At 71.7% G+C, this 21,789-nt stretch carries 15 protein-coding genes and 1 pseudogene; 3 read left to right on the top strand and 13 right to left on the bottom strand.

Annotated features, from left to right (window positions below):
• Positions 1 to 120: 120 nt before the first annotated feature.
• Positions 121 to 681 carry a hypothetical protein gene (locus SNE206_RS38635; RefSeq protein WP_407918276.1) on the bottom strand — a complete coding sequence of 187 codons (561 nt, stop codon included), beginning with the start codon at positions 679 to 681 and terminating at the stop codon, positions 121 to 123.
• Positions 682 to 818: 137 nt separating this feature from the next.
• Between SNE206_RS38635 and SNE206_RS38630 the strand changes: the two genes are divergently transcribed.
• On the top strand, positions 819 to 1,496 hold the full coding sequence (locus tag SNE206_RS38630; RefSeq protein WP_407918275.1) for a response regulator transcription factor: 678 nt from the start codon (positions 819 to 821) through the stop codon (positions 1,494 to 1,496).
• Positions 1,489 to 2,955 carry a sensor histidine kinase gene (locus SNE206_RS38625; protein WP_407918274.1) on the top strand — a complete coding sequence of 489 codons (1,467 nt, stop codon included), beginning with the start codon at positions 1,489 to 1,491 and terminating at the stop codon, positions 2,953 to 2,955. The genes SNE206_RS38630 and SNE206_RS38625 overlap by 8 nt, the downstream gene beginning before the upstream one ends.
• A gap of 428 nt (positions 2,956 to 3,383) precedes the next feature.
• Here SNE206_RS38625 and SNE206_RS38620 read toward each other — a convergent pair whose 3' ends face one another.
• From SNE206_RS38620 to SNE206_RS38580, 9 genes and pseudogenes are all read right to left on the bottom strand, one after another.
• Positions 3,384 to 4,712 carry an AbfB domain-containing protein gene (locus SNE206_RS38620; RefSeq protein WP_407918273.1) on the bottom strand — a complete coding sequence of 443 codons (1,329 nt, stop codon included), beginning with the start codon at positions 4,710 to 4,712 and terminating at the stop codon, positions 3,384 to 3,386.
• Between the two features lie 761 nt (positions 4,713 to 5,473).
• Positions 5,474 to 5,764, bottom strand: a pseudogene (locus tag SNE206_RS38615) (GNAT family N-acetyltransferase); the annotation flags it as partial.
• Positions 5,765 to 5,852: 88 nt separating this feature from the next.
• Positions 5,853 to 6,128 (bottom strand): beta/gamma crystallin domain-containing protein, encoded by a 276-nt coding sequence (locus SNE206_RS38610; RefSeq protein WP_407918277.1) that lies wholly within the window; start codon positions 6,126 to 6,128, stop codon positions 5,853 to 5,855.
• A gap of 786 nt (positions 6,129 to 6,914) precedes the next feature.
• A complete protein-coding gene (locus tag SNE206_RS38605) occupies positions 6,915 to 8,177 on the bottom strand; it encodes a hypothetical protein (protein ID WP_407918272.1) in 1,263 nt (420 codons plus the stop codon).
• Complete coding sequence (locus tag SNE206_RS38600) at positions 8,170 to 9,711, bottom strand: alkaline phosphatase D family protein (RefSeq protein WP_407918271.1); 1,542 nt, start codon at positions 9,709 to 9,711, stop codon at positions 8,170 to 8,172. Before SNE206_RS38600 ends, SNE206_RS38605 begins: the two co-directional genes overlap by 8 nt.
• Before the next feature lie 365 nt (positions 9,712 to 10,076).
• Positions 10,077 to 11,261 (bottom strand): hypothetical protein, encoded by a 1,185-nt coding sequence (locus SNE206_RS38595; protein WP_407918270.1) that lies wholly within the window; start codon positions 11,259 to 11,261, stop codon positions 10,077 to 10,079.
• Positions 11,262 to 11,330: 69 nt separating this feature from the next.
• Positions 11,331 to 13,913 carry a family 78 glycoside hydrolase catalytic domain gene (locus SNE206_RS38590; RefSeq protein ID WP_407918269.1) on the bottom strand — a complete coding sequence of 861 codons (2,583 nt, stop codon included), beginning with the start codon at positions 13,911 to 13,913 and terminating at the stop codon, positions 11,331 to 11,333.
• Between the two features lie 45 nt (positions 13,914 to 13,958).
• The gene (locus SNE206_RS38585) at positions 13,959 to 15,749 is read right to left on the bottom strand and encodes a glycoside hydrolase family 3 protein (RefSeq protein ID WP_407918268.1); all 1,791 of its coding nucleotides are present in this window, start codon (positions 15,747 to 15,749) and stop codon (positions 13,959 to 13,961) included.
• 76 nt (positions 15,750 to 15,825) lie between these two features.
• Positions 15,826 to 17,298, bottom strand: coding sequence for an MFS transporter (locus SNE206_RS38580; RefSeq protein WP_407918267.1), 1,473 nt, complete (start codon positions 17,296 to 17,298; stop codon positions 15,826 to 15,828).
• Positions 17,299 to 17,499: 201 nt separating this feature from the next.
• Between SNE206_RS38580 and SNE206_RS38575 the strand changes: the two genes are divergently transcribed.
• Positions 17,500 to 18,189: a TetR/AcrR family transcriptional regulator gene (locus SNE206_RS38575; protein WP_407918266.1), complete on the top strand. Its 690-nt coding sequence runs from the start codon at positions 17,500 to 17,502 to the stop codon at positions 18,187 to 18,189.
• A gap of 42 nt (positions 18,190 to 18,231) precedes the next feature.
• Here the strand turns inward: SNE206_RS38575 and SNE206_RS38570 are convergent, their stop codons facing one another.
• The 3 genes from SNE206_RS38570 to SNE206_RS38560 all read right to left on the bottom strand — a co-directional run.
• Positions 18,232 to 20,160, bottom strand: a complete 1,929-nt coding sequence (locus SNE206_RS38570; protein WP_407918265.1) for a SpoIIE family protein phosphatase — start codon at positions 20,158 to 20,160, stop codon at positions 18,232 to 18,234.
• 419 nt (positions 20,161 to 20,579) lie between these two features.
• Positions 20,580 to 21,218 (bottom strand): lactate utilization protein C, encoded by a 639-nt coding sequence (locus tag SNE206_RS38565; RefSeq protein ID WP_407918264.1) that lies wholly within the window; start codon positions 21,216 to 21,218, stop codon positions 20,580 to 20,582.
• A 14-nt stretch (positions 21,219 to 21,232) separates the two neighbouring features.
• Positions 21,233 to 21,789, bottom strand: a 557-nt coding sequence (locus SNE206_RS38560) for a lactate utilisation protein LutB domain-containing protein (RefSeq protein WP_407918263.1), incomplete at its 5' end; no start/stop codon positions are given.

The following is a 21,789-nucleotide window of genomic DNA, read 5'->3' as shown; positions in this document are numbered from 1 at the left end:
CGGGCCGGTGGATGCTCACGAACGCCTCCCGGACGGGGCCGACAGATCCCGTTGAGGACCCGAGGTCAGTCAGTCGCTGGGTCAGACCCCGCCGGGAGACGCTCATGAACATCCTCACTGTCAGTCGCCGAGGACGGTGTTGGAGGTGATCGTGGAGGTGGAACCGTCGACGGTGACCACGTGCCGGACGCCGTCCGGACCGAGGACCACCGCCTGCCAGGCCCGGCCACCACCGGTGGCCGGCACGGCGCGCAGCGTCTCGACCTTGCCGCCCGGCACGCCGGACGACGCCTTGACCACGGCGTCCGCGGCGTCCAGTGCCGGAAGCGGCGCCGGGGCCCGGACCGGACCGGCGTCGCCGACGCTCCGGTCGTCCTCCTGCTCCCCGTCGCTCTGCTCCCCGTCGCTCACGTCCCCGCGGTGCGTCCGCGTACGGTCATGGCCCCGGCCGTCGGCGCGCGCGTCATCCCGGCCGTCGCCGCGGACCGAGGACCTGCTGTCTTCCTCGAAGCCGTGATGCACCGCGACCGCGACCGTACCGCCGGCTATCAGCACCACGACCGCGACCGCGCCGACCCACGACGCCACCCGCCCCGACAGCCGCCTCCGGACGACGCGCCCCGATGCCGGCCTCTCCTGCGTCTCCTGGGACTCCTGCCCGCCCACGGACTCGTCCATCATGCTCACCCGGCTCCCCGACGGGTCCGGGCGCTGCGCCCGGACGATGGGCACAGCATGGCGGGAGCACACTGAAGGGTTCCTGAAGACCTGAAGACGCCTTCAGCTCCCGGCACCGGCGACCTGCCACCCTGGAAGGTATGCGCGTACTGGTGGTGGAGGACGAACAGCGGCTGGCGTTGGCGGTCAAGCACGGGCTGGAGGCCGAGGGCTTCAGCGTCGACATCGTCCACGACGGCCTGTCGGGCCTGGCCCGGGCCACCGACCACGCCTACGACGTGATCATCCTCGACATCATGCTGCCCGGCCTCAACGGATACCGGGTCTGCTCCCGGCTGCGGGCCGCCGGCAGCGACGCGGGCATCCTGATGCTCACTGCGAAGGACGGCGAGTGGGACGAGGCCGAGGCCCTGGACACCGGCGCCGACGACTACCTCTCCAAGCCCTTCAGCTTCGTCGTCCTGGTCGCCCGCCTCAGGGCCCTCGCCCGCCGGATCGGATCCCGCGCCCCGCAGCGCACCGTACTCGGTGACCTGGTGGTCGACTCCGCCGCCCGCACCTGCACCCGCGCCGGTACGCCGGTCGCGCTCACCCCCCGCGAGTTCGCACTCCTGGACCACCTCGCCCGCCGAGCCGGCGAAGCCGTCTCCAAGCGCGACATCCTTGAGGAGGTCTGGGACAGCGGCCCCGACAGCGACCCCAACACCGTCGAGGTCCACATCAGCTCGCTGCGGCGCAAGATCGACGCCCCGTTCGGGCGGACCGCCGTCCAGACCGTCCGCGGCTCCGGCTACCGCCTGGCGGCCGACGGTGGCTGACAAGCACGCCGGGCCGACCGGCTCCGCCCGCCGCCGTGCGTCCGCGTCCCTGCAGCAACTCACCGCCAGGCCCCGCATCGCGCAACTGATCACCCGCATCGCACCCAGGTCGGTCCGGACCCGCACCACGCTCGCGGCGTGCATCGGCGTGGCGGCCGTCCTGCTCGCCGCATCGGCCGCCGTACTGCTGCTCCTGCGCGTCAACCTGGAGCGCAGCGTCGAGGCCGGGGCCCGCGAGCAGGCGCAGGTGGTGGGGCGGCTCGCCTCCGACGGCCGTCTGCCGAACCCCGTCCCGCTCGACCACGGCACCGATTTCATCCAGGTCACCGATGCCGGCGGCACCGTCGTGGCAGCCAGTCAGAACCTGGCAGGCCGGCCGGCGCTCACCCCCGCCGGCACCTCCGACGGACACGACAGCTTCGACCTCGACACGCTCGGCGACGAGCACCACCAGCGCGTCACCACCCTCACCGCCGACACCCCGACCGGCACCGTCACCATCCGCGTCGGCGCGTCCCTGCACACCGCCGACACCGCCGAGGACCTCACCACCGCCGCCCTCGCCGCACTCAGCGGCCTGCTCGTGGTCACCGTCGGCGTCGTCACCTGGCGGGCCACCGGCCGCGCCCTGCGCCCCGTCGAGGCGATCCGCGCCGAGGTCGCGGCCATCGGCGACCGCGACCTCGACCGGCGCGTGCCCGAACCCGGCAGCGACGACGAGATCGCCCGCCTCGCCCGCACCATGAACGGCATGCTCGACCGGCTGGAGGCCGCCGGGGTCCGCCAGCGCCGCTTCATCGCCGACGCCTCCCACGAACTGCGCAGCCCCCTCGCCGTCCTGCGCACCCAGCTCGAAGTCGCCCACACCCACCCCGACCCCGACGTCCGCGCCGACATGGTCGCCGGCGCACTCCAGGACACCGACCGGCTCCAGTCCCTCGCCACCGACCTCCTCCTGCTGGCCCGCCTCGACGCCACCGGCCACGACGGACCGCGCGAGGACATCGACCTCACCGAACTCGTCCGCACCACCGTCGAAGCGCGCTCCGGGCAGCGGCCCGCCGTCACACTGGACCTCACCGGCCGAGCCGCCGTCACCGGCAACCCGATGTGGCTCGGCAGGCTGCTCACCAACCTCCTCGACAACGCCCAGCGCCATGCCCGCACCACCGTCACCGTGCGCCTCGCCTTCGACCCCGCAGCCGGGCAGGCCGTCATCGACGTCACCAACGACGGGCCCGCCGTCGACCCGGCCGAACGCGAAAAGGTCTTCGAACGCTTCACCCGCCTCGACGACGCCCGCAGCCGCGACGACGGCGGCACCGGCCTCGGCCTGCCCATCGCCCGCGACATCACCACCATCCACGGCGGCACCCTCACCATCGAGGACACCTCCGACGGCTGCACCTTCCGCGCCCGCCTGCCCGCCCACCGGAATCCCGACCCCGGCACCGGATGACCAGGGCACCGCACCCGTCGGGCCGGCGTGCCGCACAGCCCGGAGCACCAGCTCCCGGCATGGGCACCGGCAGCTGATCGGGACTCGCCCGTGTCCCGTCCCGGCCGTCAGCCCGTGGGAAGTGACACCACGGACCTTGCACCGTCGGACGTGGGCGCGAGGGTGATGACACCCCCGGCGGCGCGGGCGAGGCGGCGGCCCAGGAGCCTGCCTCACCAGAGACCGATGTTCCGTCGCCGCAAAGACCGGTGGGAGAAACGCAGTCCCGGGACCGACCACCTGCCCGGGGAACCCGACCGGACCCACCGGCCGGGTCCAACACGTACTCGCCCTCGCCGATCGCACCGCCACACGGGTGCCCGCCCCCCGGAGGGGACGGGCACCCTGGCGCGAGGCCGAGTCAGGACGGGACCGAGGGCTCGTCGGGGTCAGGGAGCCCAGGGTGCGTCGAGGGCCCAGGTGCTGTCGGCGGTGAGGCCCTGGGGGCGGTTGAAGCTGTCGCCGTTGCCGGAGGAGATGTACACCGCGGAGTCGTAGTGGCGCAGGTACGAGCCCGGGATGTTGATCGACTCGAAGGAGACGCCGGTGCCGCTGAGCCCGGGCCGGGCGCAGAACGTGGCGTCCTGCCGGAACAGGGTCGAGCCGTCGTCCGCTGCCAGGCGTGCCCGGCTGTCGGCGTGCCGCAGGAACTGGCCGGGGTAGTTCACCGACTCGAAGGAGTAGCAGGAGGAGTCGGCGAGACCGCGTCGCACCGTGAACGTGGCGTCCTGCTTCAGCAGGCTGCTGCTGCCGGAGTTCACGACCTCGGTCGAACCCAGGTTGTCGGAGTGCCGGACGTACCGGTCGGTGAAGCCCCACGTGGTCACCCGCAGCGACTTGCGGACGTCCGTCGCCAGGACCGCGGAGCTGCGCCACAGTGCGGGCTCGCTCGTGTTCCAGGTGGCGTCGGCGGCGAAGGAGCCGGCTGCGTCCCAGGCGTTCGGGCCGCCGCTGCGGGCGAGGTACACGTTGTCGGCGTAGTGCCGCAGGTAGCTGCCGGGGAAGTTCAGCGACTCGAACGACGTGCCTCCTGCCGCCAGGCCGGGCCGGCTGCACCAGGTGGCGTCCGCGGCGAACGAACCGCCGGTGTCCGCGTCGACGCGTGCCCGGCTGTCGGCGTGGCGCAGGTAGCGGCCCGGGAAGTTGACCGACTCGAAGGAGTAGCAGCGGGGATCGGCCAGGCCGGTGACGGTGCGGAAGGAGGCGTCCTGGCGGGCGCCGTCCGCCGAGGCGGTGTTCAGCACGTCGGTGCGGGCCAGGGAGTTCGCGTGCCGCAGGTAGCGGTCGGTGAAGCCGGGCGTGGCCACCCGGAACGACCGGACATGCCCGAGAGTGAGGGGGGCAGGGGAGTTGAGGTTGCGTGAGGCGTTGATGAGCGAGGCGTGGGCCTGGCGCAGCTGGGCGGTGTCGACCTTCTGCACGCGCCGGTCGTAGGTGAACAGTCCGTTGTACTCGCCCTCGACGTCGGTGATCTCGGTGTAGACGTACGCGGACAGGCCCTTGGTGGTCATGAGCTGCTGCACGTCACGGACCATGCCGGTGTAGCGGTCGGTGAGCTGCGCGCTGCTGTAGACCTGCTCGTAGGCGAAGAACTCGTTGTTGGGGCTGTACTCGTGGCCGGGTGTGCGCAGGCCGATGCCGCCGAACTCGCCGAGGACGGAGACGCGGGTGGCCGAGGGGCGCGGCCCGTCGGGGCCGGTGTAGACGTGCCAGTCCATGATGTCGCCGGTGCCCGGGTCCCCCTTGGAGACACAGCAGTTGTAGCCGCTGTGGGGGTTGATCAGGCGGGTCGGGTCGTAGTTCTTCAGGTCGGTGGTGATGCGCTGGGTGGCGGCCAGGTCCCACTCGCCCCAGCCCAGTTGACCACGCGAGCAGGCACCGCGGCCCGGGGGATGACACCTGACGGCCCCTCACCCACCGCCCCGGTCCGGGCAACCGGCGACCGGCGACCGGCGACCACGAGGCGGACGCATGCCGGGCCCGCGACAGGACAGACCGACCCGCGACCGATCCCCATCCACGACGTCGGACTTGCCCTGATTGCCGACCAACAGCGAACGGGCAGGCGAGAACCCGAACGCGACGGAAGACGATCACCGGAGGTGGAACAACAAGCTCAGCTTGTTGTTCACCGACGTCGGCGCTTCAGGGTGAAGGCGAGGAGGCTCGGGTCGGCGCCGACAGCCGTACGCGCCCTGCGTGAGTTCCGCGATCCGGTCCCGGCGGAGGAACTGGAGCAGTTCGAGACCGATGTGCTCGCCGGGTTCGTCCTCGCGCGGGCTTCGGCAGGGCCGGCGGACGGCACCATCCGCGGGGACGTCGGGCACTTGGACCAGATGCGGGCCTGGTTCGGCCGGCCGCTGCGGGATACGGGCCGGCCGACTCAGGGGTGGGCTTGATCCGCGCGCCCGGCAACGCGCCGCCCGGCCCTGGGGGCACGACGGGAACCCGCCCGGGCGACAGGACCGGGCGGAGGCGGTCACGCGCGGCCGGACTCCGGCCCTTCGGCCGTGTCCGGCCGCGCGGCGTCTCCTCGCATCACCGCGTACCGCACCGCGTCCCGCCACTGCCCGTCGCGGAACCCCACGGCGCGCATCACGCCTTCACGGGTGAACTCGACCTTCTCCGGCGATCGTTGCTCGGCGACGTTGCCAGTCCCGGTGTTCGCTTCGAGCCGTACGACGGGAGAGTGCGCGAACAGGTGGTCGACGAGGAGGCGCTGCGCGGCGGCGCCGATGCCCCGGCCGCGTGCCTCGGGCCGCAGTTGCGCGCCGACGTTCCGGTACGGGGTGCGCCCCGCGCCGGGTCCGGCGTCAGGCGACGATCCCGAGCGCGCCGCCGTTGAACATGCCGGTACCTCAGAAGATCTGAATAGATGCGATGTTCGGCGGCTGGTTGGGGAAGGTCACGATGTTCCAGCGGCTGATCCTGACGGTAGCGCCGTTGGCGTCGTTCATCTGGATGTCGTTGTTCCCGGTGGAGATCTTGTCCACCCAGGCGCCAATTCCGAGTCCCATGGTTCCCGCGTTGGCGGCGCAGAATTCGAAGGGCCCGGAAGGGCCGGAAATGAGCGGACGAGTGTAATGGCCCCATATGTGCAGCAAGTCGCCAGTGGTGCAAGATGTCTGATTCATGGCGTGCGCGGCATTCACCGGAGTTGCAACGCTGAAGCCTGCGGCCAGTAACGCTACAGCGAACAGGCTCCGGGCGGTCTTTTTGACGGTGGGCACGATGTGATATCTCCTTGATGGTCGGGGCCACGCTGTTCGGGCCGGGGTTGTGTCCGAACGATGAGGCAACTGCCCGGTCAGGCAAGACAGTCGGCCATTCTGCGTTTCGATCCTGACGCAGCGCCGTCTCGGCCAGGAACGACGCGTGAGGTTTGTTGCCTTTTCGTTATACGGACCCCCGTGCCCGCGCGTTCTGCACCGTTGCGGACGTGGGAGCCGGGGGCGCGCTGCGGGGATCGGGGATGTCCACCGACTTCGGCCGGTCAGGGTGACGCTGGTTCGTCGAGGTCGGGCCGGTGCCGGCCATGAAGCTTCGAGGGTGCCGAGCCGGTGCTGAAGGCGCTTGAGCTGATTGCGTGTGCGACCTCCCTTGAGTTCCCCTGAGCCCTTGCTGAGCTTGACTCTGTCGGTGATCTTGGTGCTCCCTGGCTGAGCAGGGTTCGCCAGGACTTCGACCGGGGAATCCCGTGCTGGTTCAGGAAGATCTGGAAGGCGGTCGGCGGTCTCGGTGAAGGGGCACCTCAGTTGCCGGCCGGCCGCTCGGTCGTTCAATGTTCACGGCGATGGCCGTGAGGGCGTGTTGCAGGTGGGATTTCGGCTGTCCTCGACAGCGGCGGCCGGGGCACCGCCATGGTGCCGTCGGCGCCGTCCGGACCGGCCTGGCGGACGTCCACGGATCGAAAGGACGTCTCACCAGTCCGAGTTGGTCGCACCCAGACTCAGCAGGACCTGGTCGAAGGTGTTGCCGTCGTTGTCGTCGGTGTACGACATCGCGAGTGTGCCGAACGGGGAGGAAGCCACCGCGACCTGCTCCTGCCGACCGGTCGTGACCTGACTGACGGACTGGGCCGGCAACCGGCCGGCGAAGGTGCCGTCGGGGTTGAGGCCCCTGGCCCAGACCGCTGGATCGGTGCCGGAGACGCTCCAGCCGACCACGGCGTCGCGCTGGTCGTCGATGCCGACCGTGGGGTTGCCGGCTCCTGCCGCGCCGGAGATCTCGACCTCGGCCGAGCCGGCGGTGCCGGTCGCGGTGAACGATCGGGCCCAGACGCCACGGGTGCCGGTGTGATCGGACTCCCATGCCACGGCGAAGTCGCCGTTGAAGGCGGCGGCCACGGACGGGCGTTGCTGCTGCCCCGCACCGAGGCTGTTGGCGCTGCGGCGGGTGAGTGCGACGGCCCCGTTCGCCTTGGCCAGCCTCACCAGGCCGATCTGGTAGGAGCCGTTGTTGTCGGTGTCCTCGTCCCAGACGACGACGGCGTCGCCCGAGGCGGAGGTTGCGACGTCGGGGTTGTGGTGCGCGCCGCCGGCCGCGTTGACCGTCACCTCGTAGGCCTTCGTCGTGGTCCCGGTGAACCCGGCTGCCTTCACCGTCGCCGCCGCGGTGCCCTGGATGTCCTCCCACACCACGGAGAACGCGACCGCGCTGGCGCTGTTGGGCGCGCCGTCCGGATCGACCGCGACGCGCGGACGGATCTGCTGGCCGTCGGCGCTCGTGTTGGCCCGGCCGGAGCCGAGGACTGCACCGGCCGGGGAGAGCACCCGGTAGACGATGTTGTAGAGGCCGTTGCCGTCCGGGTCCTCCGCCCACACGACGACGGCGTTGCCCCGGTCGTCGAGTCCCACGTCGGGCTGGAGGTGCCGCCAGGCCGTGCCCGCGGTCCCGCCGGCCGAGAGCTTCGCCTCGTAGGCCGAGACGCCGTTGCGGTACATCCGCACCCACACGTCGCTGTGCGCGTCGTCGCCGGCGCTGGTCGAGTCGCGGTCGTCCTCCCAGACCACCGCGACGTCGCCGAGGCGGTCGGCCGCGATCGAGGCGGAGTCCTGGTCACCGGCGGAGTCGCTGTTCGCGGTCACCCAGGACGAGGGCCCCGCCGCCGAGGCCGGGGCGACCATGGCGAGGACCGCGGCGAAACCGGCGACGGCTGCGCCGAGTACGGAGAGCTTACGCATCGGCCAACCCCGGCTGTCCGTCGTGGATGACAAAGGTCCGGGCGGTGGTCGCCGCCGCGCCGTGCTCGGTCACCGTCGCCACCGACCGGAAGTCGGCCGTGAGCTGCGACGGCGTGATGTGCGTGCGGACGTAGCCGCGCCGATCGGAGTAGAAGCGCAGATGCGGGTTGAGCGATCCGTTGGGGATCGTCGTCGTGGTGCTTCCGTTGCCGCCGCTGGTGATGGAGGTACAGACGAGCTCGGAGCCGATCGTCGCCGACGACGGATCGGTGTAGTCGGCCTTGAGGTTGTTGCCCCACGACGCGTGCACGTCACCGGTGAGGACGACCGGGTTGCGCACGGCCCGGTCGATGATGCCCTGCTGGATCCGCGTCCGGCCGGCCCGGTACCCGTCCCAGGCATCCATGTTCATCGCGCCGGACGAGTCCACGTTGCGGGCGAAGAAGACCTGCTGGCCGATGAGGTCCCAGGTGCTCAGGTGCTGGCCGAGTCCGTCGAGCAGCCATGCCTCCTGGGCCGCACCGGTGATCGAACGTCCGGCCAGATCGGCGTCGGCGCAGACCTTCGTCCCGTCGCCGCAGGCCTGGTCGTCGCGGAACTGACGGGTGTCGAGCATGTGGAACGTGGCGAGGGTGCCCCAGCGGACCCGGCGGTAGAGCTGGATGCTGTTGCCGGAGGGCGCCGCGGCGGCCCGCAGCGGCATGTTCTCGAAGTAAGCCTGGTACGCGGCGGTGCGTCGCGCAGTCCACTGGGCCGCCGTCAGTGAAGGGCTGCTGTCGGCACGGACCATGCTGGCGTAGTTGTTCTCCACCTCGTGGTCGTCCGGCACCACCAGCCACGGCGCGATCGCGTGCGCGGCCTGCAGGTCCGGGTCGCTGCGGTAGAGCGCGTAACGGCGGCGGTAGTCGGCCAGCGACACGATCTCGCTGCCGAGGTGCTGGCGCACGGCGCCGGAGGTGACGCCGCCCTCGTAGATGTAGTCGCCCAGGTGCAGGATCAGGTCGGGGCGGTCGTCGGCCATGCGGCGGTAGGCGGTGTAGTAGCCCTGCTCGTAGTGGGCGCACGAGGCGAAGGCCATCGTGAAGTCACGCCCGACCGTGGCCGGCGCCGGCGCGGTGCGGGTGCGGCCCACCGGGGAGATGAATCCCTGGGCCCGGAACCGGTAGTAGTACTCCGAGTCCGGGGCGAGTGCACCGGCCAGCACGTGCACCGAGTGGGCCTGGGCATAGCGGGCGGTGACCGTACCGGAGCTGACGAGGGTGGTGAAGTTCTGGTTGGTCGACACCTGCCAGTCGACGGCGACGTCGGCGTTGGGCATGCCGCCCTGACCGTCCGCGTTGGTCGGTGTGGGAGCCAGGCGCGTCCAGAGCACCACACTGCTGTCATCCGGTTCCCCGGAGGCGACGCCGAGCGTGAAGGGGAAGGGGGTGGAGGCGGCGGCCGACGGCTGGGCCATCGCCCCGACTTGGAGCGCAACGGTGCCCGCGGTGGTGAGCCCGCCCAGGATGAAGATGCGGCGACTTAAGTTGCTCATGGCCGCCCATGCTCGCGGACGCAGGTGAACTGCCACCCTTGCGACGGGGACCGGCAAGTGACTTGTCGACATAGAGAGTTGGTGAGTGCCTGTACGGCGACCGCCCTGCTCCGGGTGCCGTCGGGGAGGTCGACGGAAGGGGCGGTGAAGGTGGCGCGGGTGGGGATGATGCGGCGCAGGCCGCCCTGCAGGCGACGGCGTCCTGGCCACCGGCCACCTGGGCAGGAGTGTGCTGCACCTCGGCTACGGAAAAGCGGACGGAGAGAGCGAAGACCTCGTGGTGACGATCGTGCCCGCCGACCTGCGAGCCCGCGCCGTCACCCGCTCCCGGCCGCCCTGTACTGCAACGGTGAGCACCGTTGCCGTCAGGTCGTCTCTTCCAGGCCTCCCGTCCTCAGCGCATGAGCGAGCTCGCGCCGGTGCTGCTCGGACAGGCGGTGCGCGCTGTCCAGCAGGACGGGCACGAGGGAGGCGTCCTGCTGTCCGAGCTGGACGGCCTGCTGGTAGCGGCGCGTTCTCAGGAGTGGTTCGAGGAGCATGTCGAGCTGGGCCGGGCGACCGGCCTCCAGGAGGGTCAGGGCCGCCACCGTGAGGTCCGCGGCCGACCGGGAGGAGGCGCTGCGGAGGAGGACCTGAGCGTCCGTCTCCCGGCCGTTGTCGCAGAGTGCGCAGGCAAGTGCGACGAAGCGGTCCGGGGGAAGGGAGGCCGCTTCCCACAACAGGGTGGGGATCTCTGCCGCCAGGCCTGACACGTCGAGTTCGCGGATCAGGGCGACCGTGTGGTCGTCGGGGCCGGTGACGGCTTCGCACAGGGCGATGTAGGCCTGGCCGCCGAGCCCCTTTGCCCGTAGGTCCGCAAGGCGGGCGGCTGTCAGTTTCGCGGTTCGGGCGGCTGCCGCTGCCGCCTGGGCCTGGGCCGCCGGATCCGTGACCGATGCCGGTTCCGGTGGAACGGACGCGGTCCCGGGCGTCTCGACCGGCGGCGTGCCGAAGGCGATGGCGGCCAGGGTCGCACTCGCCAGCCTCGCTCCGCGCCGGGTCGTCGCGGGAGGAGGGGACGGTGACGTCACCTCGGGTTCCGTGGCGAGGTGGGCGTCGAGGGCGGACAGCCTGGTTCCGAGTTCCAGGAACCGCGCGGACGACCGTTCGTGGCGATCGCGGGCCGGGAACAGATCGGCAGCCGGCTGCGGCGGCGCGTTGCCGCCCGGGCGCGGCTCGTAGAGCCTGCGGAGTTGCGCGGCTGCCTCGTCGCGTTCGCTCCGCGCCCTGCCGAGTTCGGCGAGGAGCACCTCGCGGCCGGCCCGGCGGTCGTGGGCGGTGACGGCTGCGTGGTGGAGGTCGCGCGCCCGGTCGCGGGCTCCCTCGACGGCTCCCCTCTTGTGGTCGAAGTCGTCGAGGAGAGAGGACACGACGTCCCAGGAGGGGACGCTCGTGCCGTCGAGGCAGGCACGCAGGTTCTGTGCGTCCTGGTGGAGGAGGAACGCGTACCAGCCTTCCCGTGGGTCGAGGGCTGCGACGAGTCGGTTGAGGTGGTCGGTGAAGTCGCTCACCGGGTCGACAGTTCGACGTGGGGTCGGCATGACGGTCCGCCTTGTGCGGGTGGGGGGGGACGGCAGGGGTCAGCTGTGGTGGGTGTGGTGTCCCGGCCCCAGCCGGCGGGAGGGGACGCCCGGGAGGTCGAGGATCGCGGTCGTGGCCGGCGGCACTCGGACATCGACGGTGAGCGTGCCGTCGTGCTCGCGCCAGTGAACCTCTGCCGTGCCGTACGGCGTGCGGTGGGCGGCCCGTGCCCAGGTGATGCCGCCACCGGGCCGCGGCCGGATCAGCAGGGTGCGGTGGCCGGGCTCGGCGGGGGCGAGTCCCCCGACGGTGCGGTGCATCCAGTCGGCCACCGCGCCCAGCGCGTAGTGGTTGAAGGAGGTCATCTCGCCGGGGTTGACGGTGCCGTCGGGCAGCATGCTGTCCCAGCGTTCCCACGTGGTGGTGGCGCCCAGTTCGACCTGGTGGAGCCAGGACGGGCTGTTGCGCTGGAGGAGCAGCCGGTAGGCGGTGTCGAGGTGGCCGTGCTCGGACAGTGCGTCGCAGACCAGGGGGGTGCCGAGGAAGCCGGTGCCGATGGTGTGTCCGGCCTCTTCGACGAGCCGGGCGAGGCGGTCCGCGCTGGCCGTGCGGTGCTGTTCGTCGGGCAGGAGGTCGAACTGCAGGGCGAGGGCGTGGGCGGTCTGGGTGTCGGCGGTGAGCCGGCCGGGGGCGGTGACGAAGGCCTGGACGAAGGCGTTCTTGATGTCGTCGGCGAGGGCGCGGAAGCGGTCGTGGTCGGCGGTGCGGCCGAGCAGTCGGGCGGTCTCGGCCACGAGTGACGTGCTGCGGGCGAAGTAGGCGGTGGCGACGAGGGCGTGGGGGGTGCTGCTCTGCCAGGCGGCGTCCGGCGGCGCGGTGGGGTCGAGCCAGTCGCCGAACTGGTGCTCGCTCGTCCACAGGTGGCCGGGGCCGGCGGCCCTGTCGACCGTCTCGACCCAGCTCCGCATGTCGGGGTACTGGCGGTGGAGGATGCCGAGGTCGCCGAAGCGCTGGTGGAGCACCCAGGGGACGACGACCGCGGCGTCGCCCCAGCCCGCCATCGGCTGGTTCCCCTCGGGTACGGGGAAGGGGATGACGACCGGGATCTGCGGGCTGAAGACGGGCGGGACGCCGCCGCCGTCGCGCCGGGTGTCGGCCGACAGGTCGCGCAGCCAGGAGTCGAGCATGCCCGAACAGTCGTACAGGTAGCTCGCCGTAGGGGCGAAGACCTGGATGTCGCCCGTCCAGCCGAGGCGTTCGTCGCGCTGCGGGCAGTCGGTGGGGATGTCGAGGAAGTTGCCTCGCATGCTCCACACGACGTTCTCGTGCAGGCGGTTGAGCGCGGGGTCGGAGCACTCGAACCAGCCGGTGCGCTCCATGTCGGTGTGCAGGACGACGGCGGTGACGTCGGCGGGGTCGAAGTCGCCCGGCCAGTCGGAGAGTTCGGCGTAGCGGAAGCCGTGGTAGGTGAAGCGGGGCTCCCACTGCTCGCCGTCGGCGGCACCCCGGAGGACGTAGCGGTCGGTGGCGGTGGCACCACGCAGGGGGCGGGTGCAGAGTTCGCCGTTCTCCAGGACCTCGGCGTGGCGCAGGGTGACGGTGTGCCCGGCCTCGCCACGGACGCGGATGCGCAGGCGGCCGACGAGGTTCTGGCCGAAGTCGAGCAGGACGGTGCCGTCCGGCCGGCGCCGGGAGTCGACGGGGATGCGTTCCTCCGTGCGGCGCACCGGCGGCCCGGTGGGTGCGGTCAAGGTCGCGGTGTCGAGGGCGGCCTCGTGCACGCCGTACCAGTCGGAGTCGTCGAATCCGGGCTCGGACCAGCCCTTCCGCTCAAGGCGGGCGTCGTGGGTCTCGCCGACGAGGAGGCAGGTGGCCGTGATGGGCCCGGTCGCGGAGCGCCAGTGCGGGCCGGTGCCGAAGGTGGCGGTGGTGCCGTCGGTGTAGTGGACCTCCACCTGGGCGAGGAGGGCGGTCCGGTCGCCGTAGATGTCGCGGATGCCGCCGTTGAAGGCGAGCCGTCCGCGGTACCAGCCGTCGGCGAGGTGGGCGCCGATGGCGTTGGTCCCCGGCCGCAGGAGGTGGGTGACGTCGTGGGTGCGGTAGCGGAGCCGGTCGCGGTAGCTGGTCCAGCCGGGGGCGAGGACGTCGTCGTCGGTGCGGCTTCCGTTGATCTCGATCTCGTGGACGCCGAGTGCGGTGGTGCGGAGGCGGGCCGATGCGACGGGGCCGGTGAGTTCGAACTCGGTGCGCAGGAGGTGGGCGGGCCGGGGGTCGCCGGCCTGCGGGTCGTCGCTGTCGGGCGAGACGGCGGTGCAGGTCCAGTCGTCGGAGGTCAGCAGCCCGGCCTCGACGGGGTGGTGATCGCTCCATGGGCCCGGCAGCTCGTTCCCGTCGGTCCGGAGCCGCACCCGGACGTCGCGGTGTTCGCGCGAGGACAGGGGTTCGCCGGGCCACGGGACGAGGACGCTCTCGCTGGAACGGACCGTGTGGGAACGGACGGTGCCTTTCGCATCGCGGATCTCGATCTCGTATGCGTCCTGCTGCCGGTACGTCCCGGTGGTGGTCCAGGACAGGCGCGGTTCGGGCTCGCCGATGCCGAGGGCGTCGCCGTGGTGCTCGAACCGAAGACGGGTGACCTTCATGGGTGCGGCTCTCTCGTGCTCGGTGGGGCTCAGGCTCGGTGGGGCTCAGGCGCCGTAGGTCAGGCCGTGGCCGAAGGGGTGGACCGGGTCGGCGCTCTCCTGCGGGACGTCGGGGCGGCCCTGTGCCACCTCCGCCATGGAGCGCGGCAGTTGGAAGGGCAGGCGGCCTTCGGGGGCGGCCCTGCCGAACAGCACGTCCAGGAGGGCGTCGTCGCTCGCGCCGTAGACGGCCAGGAGGGCGTGGGCGCGTTCGGCGATCTCGGGGATGACGGCCGGGCGGTCCAGGTGGATCGCGACCACGGTGGGGACACGGTCCATGAGGTCGAGGATCTCCGTGAGGCGGCCGGGTTCGACGTCGAGGCGGCCGGCGCGGAAGAACGACTCGAAGAGCCCGCCGCGCGGCTCGAACGGGGTGTCCATCCGGAGGACGGCGAGGTCGGCGTCCTCGGGGCGGTCGACCGGCCGGCCGTGGGCGGCGGCCTTCTGCGGGTCGAGGCCCTGGAGGAAGAGCCGGGGGCGTCCGGGCAGCGGCAGGAGGTTGCCGGTGTTCTTGAGCAGGGTGACCGACCTGCGCTGCGCAGCCGCGCCACGGGCCCGGAAGTCGGCGTGTCCGACAACGGCTTCGGCATGGTCCGGGTCGACGTAGCGGCGGTCGTCGAAGAGTCCGAGCCGGAACTTCTCGGTGAGCAGCCGGCTCACGGAGACGTCGAGCCGGGACTCGGGCAGTCTGCCGTCGCGGACGAGGTCGACGACGAGGTCGGGGCAGGTCTCGCCGCCGAACTGGTCGACGCCGGCGTCCAGGGCCTTGAGGATTCGCTCGTGGCGGGAGAGGTGTTCGACGCCCCAGGCGCGAGCGGCGTGGGGCTCGCCCATGATGTCGGTGTCGCTGATGATGCCCCAGTCGCTGAGGACGATGCCCTCGAAGCCGAGTTCCTCGCGGAGCAGGCCGGTGACGATGCCGCGGTTGAAGCCGAACGCGACCTCTTCGTAGGGGGTGCCGACGGGCATGCCGTAGTAGGGCATCATCTGGGTCGCCCCGGCTGCGAGAGCGGCACGGAACGGGGCGAGGTGGTAGTCGAAGAAGCCTCCGGGGTAGACCTGTTCCTTCCCGTACGGGAAGTGCGGGTCCTCTCCGTCCTTCTGCGGGCCGCCGCCCGGGAAGTGCTTGACGACCGCGGAGACGCTGTCGGGGCCCAGGGAGTCGCCGGGGCCGCGCAGTCCGTGGAGGTAGGGGCCGACCAGGCGCGAGGTGAGGTCGGCGTTCTCGCCGAAGGTGTTGCAGATGCGGGACCACCGGGGTTCGGTCGCCAGGTCGATCTGCGGGTGCAGGGCGAGGCGCAGCCCGACGGCGAGGTACTCCTGGCGGACGGTGTCGGCGTACTCGCGTACGAGGTCGGGGTCTCCGATCGCGGCAAGTCCGAGGGACTCGGGCCACTGGGAGAACGGCCCGGCCGCCATGCCGGTGCCGGGGTTGTCGGTGAAGGCGTGCCGGGGGTCGGTGGAGAGGGTGACCGGGATGCCGAGGCGGGTCGCGGCGGCGAGTTCCTGGACGCGGTTGTGCCACTCGGCCATCTCGCGTGCGGTGGCGGCGCCGATCAGGTTGAAGTGCGTCATGCCCTTGCCGGTCACCATCTGCCGGACGGTGTGGCCGCCGAACGCCCGTTGCGGGTCGTCGGCGAGCTCTCCCCGGTCGCCGAGGGTGGTCATGGCGTGGAAGAGCTGACCGGCCTTCTCCTCCAAGGTCATACGGCCCAGAAGGTCGCGCACCCGCTCGTCGACGGGCCTGGCGGGGTCCTGGTACGGGTGGATGGCGGTGGCGGTCGGCAGGGCCGTCATGCTGGGCGTCCTTCGGAGGAGGGCGGGGAGGTCCGTGGGTGCGGGGTGCGCCGCGCGGCGGCGCACCCCGGGGGCGTCAGGCTGCGGTGGCGCTGCCGGACTCGATCTGGTCCGGTCGCAGGACCTTGGGGATGAAGACGGACAGCAGGAGCGCGAAGGCCACACAGGCGGCCATGGCGAAGTAGGCGCTGCGCAGGGCGCCGTCGAGGTAGAAGCTGGTGCCGTTGAGGATGCGGCTGTCGCTGTTGAGCGCGGAGAACATGATCTGCGCCGCGACGGTGTTCACCAGGTTGGTGAGCATGATCGACATGCCGCTGGCGACGCCCTGCTCCTTGGGCGAGACGACACCGAGCAGGAGGATGCCGGCACACGCGAGGACGAGTCCGGCGCCGAGGTTGGTCAGGCAGCCGAAGATGATGATCTGCGTCTCGTTGTGGTGGTAGAAGCCCTGGCCGACCATCCCGAGGGCGGTGACGGCCAGGCCGACGCGCCACGGGATGCGGGGGTCCGTCTTGCGGGTGAGCACGCCGGCGGCGAGACCGGCCAGGAGGATGAGCACGCCTGCGGGAAGTCCGACGACGGCGTTGTGGGTGCCCGTCCAGCCCAGGCCGTCGGACACTCCGGGGATGTGGGGGTAGAGCGCCACGAAGACGATCATGGTGCCGGCCGCGAAGAAGGCTCCCTGGCCGACGGCCGTGCTCACCAGGACGCTGGCCACGTCGCGGCGGGCGAGCATCCGGACGTCGAGGAGCGGTTCGGCGGCGCGGAGCTCGGCGAGGACGAAGAGGACGGCCAGGACGACGGACAGGCCGAGCAGTCCGAGCAGCTTGGCATCGGTCCAGCCCCAGGTGCCGCCCTGCCCGATGGCGTAGATCATCGCCGTGGCACTGGCGCCGAGCAGGATCCCGCCCAGCCAGTCGAAGGACACGTCGGTCTCGGTCGGAGGGATCTTCGGGACGAAGCACAGCACGAGGACGAAGCCGAGTGCGACGCCTGCGGTCAGCGCCCAGAGGGCGCCCTTGAAGCCGAAGTGGTCGAGCAGCCATCCCCCCAGCAGCGGGCAGGCGACCAGGACGATGCCGGCCGCGCTGCCGATGGCGCCGGTGGCGAGGCCGACGTGGCGGGGCGGGAACACGTCGCGGGCGGAGGCGTACACGAGGGCGGCCATCGGGCCGTAGAGGCCGGCGATGCCGCGGCCCACCAGCATGGTCTCGTAGTTCGGCGCCATGACCACCAGCAGGTCGCCGAGGACACCCGCCGCGAGGATGAGGAGCATGATCCGGCGGCGGCCGAAGAGGTCGCCGGCGCGCGCCACGAACGGGGTCACGCAGGTCACGACGAGTGAGTAGACCAGGGTGAACCAGGCGATCTGGGTGGTGTGGAAGTGCTGGGCGACGGATGCCTGCGTGAGCGCGGTGAAGACGCCTGCGACGGTGAGCATCTGGGCGGGCCACAGCATCGCGAGGAGCACCAGCGTGAGGCGTCCGCCGAGACGTCCGTCGGAGGCGGCGGCAGGAGCCGCGGGCGTGGGGGGCGCGGAGGTGGACATCGGTGTCCCTTCGGAGCATCGGCGGGCGTTCGCGGAACCGCCGGCCGGACCGCAAGAGCGGTGAGGGGGGGTGGGGTGGTGCCCACCGTAGGCTAAAAACAGACATGCATATAGGTTTTTAGCAGTGTAACCTGGATCACATTCACCCGTGACCCGGCCGTGCAGGATTCCGTTCGTGTCCCCCGCCCTAAGCTTCTGACCATGCCCGATGCCGAACCGCCCACGTCTGCCACGAGCAACCAGGAGAAACCGGCCCGCACCCGACGGCGCACCGGCACGTACGCCGCCGCCGACGAGCGCCGTCGCCGCATCGTCGAAGCGGCCATGGGCCACTTCGCCGAACGCGGCTACCTCAACGCCTCGATGCAGAAGATCGCGGCCGACGTCGGCATCTCGTACGCCGGGCTCCTCCACCACTTCGGGAACAAGCGGGAACTCCTGCGGACCGTCCTGGAAGTCCGGGAGCTGCAAGCCGTCGAACTGTTCTACAGCCGGCTCGACCTGGACCGGCCCGACCTGGTCCAGCTCTTCGGCCTGATCTCGGAACACACCCGCTTCAACGTGACGCAGCCCGGCCTGATGCAGATGTACACGCTGCTGTCGGCCGAGGCGACGGCCGAGGACCACCCGGCCCACACCTACTTCGCCGAACGGTACGCACGGATCCGGGCCCTCGTCGGGCAGGCCGTCGAGCTCGGGATCGCCGGGGGAAAGGTCCGTGCGGACACCGACGGCGACACCGTCGCCCGGGAGATACTCGCGGTCGCCGACGGCTTCCAGATCCAGTGGGGCCTCAGCAACGGCGCCTGGGACATGGCCGGTGCCCACCACGAGTACCTGGACCGGTTGTGCCGCAGGCTCACCGTGGACGGGACCGGTCTCCTCGGGTAGCCGGCAGTCCGTCCGCAAGGGCAACCGCTCCACGCCACGGCCTCACGGAGCTGCGCCGTCGATGCCCTGCGCGGTCCAGATCGTCTTGCCCGAGGCCGTGTACCGGCTGCCCCACTGATCGGTCAGCTGGTGCACCAGGAACAGGCCGCGCCCGCCCTCGTCGGTGAGGCGGGCGTGACGCAGGCGGGGCTGGGTCTGACTCGGGTCCGACACCTCGCAGATCAGTGACCGGTCGTTGATCAGGCGCAGGCCCACCGGCCCACCGGCATAGCGGATGGCATTCGTCACCAGCTCGCTCGCGACGAGCTCCGTGACGAAGGCCATGTCCTGGAGTCCCCAGGCCGCCAGGCTGCTCGCCACCACCTCACGGGCCCGCGCGACGACCGACGGATCCGCCGGGAACTGCCGGTACACGGTGCTGTCCGGAGACAGCACGCGTACCCGGGCAGCCAGCGCCACGCCGTCCGGCACCACCGCCTGCGCGAGCGGATCGTCGACCACCTTCCGCAGGACCGCGGCCGCTCCCGGATCCCCGGTGATCCGGTCGGCGGTGGACGACGGCGTCGGTGCCACCGGTCCGGGCACTTCACCGGCCGAGAGGATCAGTACGCTGCCGGGCTCGATCCGGAGCTCCAGGGTCTCGAACGGCATGCTCTCCAGCCCCAGGGAGGGCCCCGGCTCCAAGGGGACACGAGCCGGCTCACCCCCGGGCGGGATCAGCAGGGGAGCCTGCTGACCGGCGGACGCCATGGCGCAGAGGCCGGTCACGGGATCGTAGACGGCGTACAGGCAGGTGGCTCCCACCTCGCCCGCTGCATCGACTCCGGCGCCCGCCCCGTCGGCGCGCGGCAGGCGCCGCACCAGTTCGTCCACGTGCGTCAGAAGTTCCTCGGGAGCGAGATCGAGGTCGGACAGCGTCTGGACCGCCGTCCGCAGGCGTCCCGCAGCGGAAGCCGCACGGATGCCGCGGCCGGTGGCACGCCCGGCGGTGAAGGCCACCCGGGCCGACGGGAGCGGAACGACGTCCACCCATGCACCGGAGTCGGTGCCGGCAGCGGGCCGGTGGAGAAGGGCGACATCCGCAGCGCTGTTCTCCGCCGGCCCCGACGGCAGGAGGCTCCGCCGGAGCATCTCGGCACTCCGGCGCTCGCGGACGTACTGCCGGGCGTTGTCGATGCTCAGGGCCGTCCGGGAAACGATCTCCCCCGCCACCCCCTGGTCGAGAGAGTCGAACACCCCTCTGCCGGCCGACCGGCCCACCACGAGCCGCCCGAGCATCTGCCCCCGGGCCCGCAGCTCGGCCTCCATCGTCGCCGAGCCTTCGGCCCGCTCCACCGGAAGCAGATGCTCCTCGTCACCCCGGGAGGCCGCGCGCCGGATCGATGTCTCCGCCGGCGTTCCCGGCTCCTCGCCCAGGAGGACCGCCTCGGCGAGATCGACGGTCGCCGCGTCGGCGAAGGCCGGCACCAGCACGTCGACCAGCTCCTGCGCACAGCGCACCGGATCGAGATCGGCGCCGATTCGCCGGGCCGCCTCTCCGGCGAGCAGCCGGCCCTCCCTCTCCCGGTGTTCGGCCGTGATGTCCGTGAAGGTCGCCACGACCCCGGACGGACGGCCGCCGGTGCCCGCCAACGGAATCGCCGACAGGGAGACGAAGCGCTCGGCCAGAGGCCGGTCCAGCCGCCGCGCGCGCTGCGGCAGCTCCAGCAGGGTCTCCCCCGTCTCCAGGACACCGCGCAGCAGGCCGCCGATCGCCGCAGCGTCCTGCGCCACCAGTGTGTCCGCCAGTGGCCGTCCGCCGGAGGGCTCGACCATCAGCCCGTCCTGCGGCGCCCGGAACTCGGCGTCGAGGCTCACCCTGGTCACGTTCAGATCCGCGTCGTGCACCGCAAGACCGAACTTCGCCTGCGAGAACAGCGCGCGCAGCAACGCCTCGTCCTGCTCCAGATGCTCCGCCTTCTCCTCGGACACCAGATGGAGGACGGCCCTCGCAGGTTCCGACTCCTGCAGGACGACGACACGGCATCTCACCTGGGCGGACGTCCGCAGGACACACGCACTCCACGGTCGTCCGGCGTTCCCCGCCTCCGGCGAACCGGGCCAAGGATCCAGAAGGCCGGCCATCCCGGCACCCCGGACGCGTTCCACGGAACCGCCGAGCAGCCGCACGGCCTCCCCGGTCAGTCCCAGGACCCGGGATCCCTCCAGCAGGATCAGCGCCTCGCACCCGAGGGAGACTCCCACGCCTCTCACCCGCCTCCGGACATCGGACAGGCTCGCGGTCAGGGCCGGCCCGTCCGCCTCCCCAGTTTCGCGCGTGGCGGACCTCCCCGCACATGGCGTACGGCCCGGGGCTGATGCGCCACGCCCTGTGCCCCGGACAGGGCCGGTCAATCCACGAGGACGACCTCCAGGGTGCGGGGGCCGTGCACGCCCTCGACGCGGTCGAGTTCGATGTCGCTGGTGGCGGACGGCCCGGAGATCCAGGTCTGGGGGCGGGCCGGGTCCAGCAGCGGCAGGGCCCGGGGAAGGGAGGCGACCACCTGGTCGGCACGGACCACGCAGACGTGGTGGTCGGGCACCAGGGTCAGCAGACGGCGGCCCTGCCCGGGCCCCGCGTCGAGCACGATCGTGCCGGTCTCCGCGACGGCGAGGGCGCAGCCGGTGACGACGCTCTCGATGGTGTCGAGCTGGTGGGCGGAGAGGGTGCCGTCGTCGGGCAGTTGCTCGGCGGCGCATTCCGCGAGCCAGTGCGAGGGAAGACCCGCCGGGACGGCGACGCTGCGGGCGCCTCGCTCCGACAGCAGGCGGGCGAGGAGGGCGGGCAGGCTCTCGGGGGCGGTGCGGTGGACGATCGCGCGGTAGTCGGCGAGATTCTCGGCCAACAGGTCGAGCACCTCGGCGGCGGGGGTGTCCCCGACGTGCGACTCCAGGTAATCGCGAGGAACGGGGCGGTCGTCCACGTCGTCGGGAATGGCTGCGACGGCGCGGCGGATGAGGGCCAGCACGGCTTGGCGTGAGTCGCCCATCGATGGCTCTTCCTTCACGAGGTCTCCCTGTCGGACGTCTTCTTCTTCCACCAGTCGCGGAAGGGTTCGGCGGGCAGCTCGGGCAGGTCGCGGGTGTCGGTCCAGGCCTTCGCCGGGCCGACCGGCAGCCGCCGGGGATGCAGGGCACGGGTCTTCGCAGCGACACGCTCCGCCGCGCCCAGCGCGGCGGGATGGTCCAGCAGCCAGGTCGCGGCCTTCATCACGGCCCGCTCAGCGTGGTGACCGCCCGATTCGACGGCCTGCTCACGCAGATGGACCAGCACCTCGGGGATGTCGATCGCCACCGGACACACCTCGTAACACGCCCCGCACAACGTCGACGCGAACGGCAACGACGCATCCACCTCACTCTGCAGCCCACGCAACTGCGGGCTGAGGATCGCCCCGATCGGCCCCGGATAGGGCGAACCGTACGCATGACCGCCCGCCCGCTCGTACACCGGACACACGTTCAGACACGCCGAACAACGGATGCAGCGCAGCGCCTGCCGGCCGACCTCGTCGGCCAGCGTCGCGGTACGGCCGTTGTCGAGCAGCACCAGATGGAACT

The organism is Kitasatospora sp. NE20-6 (assembly GCF_045862635.1).
Note: the sequence above shows the minus strand (reverse complement) of the source record. Positions and strands in the feature narration are given on the sequence as shown.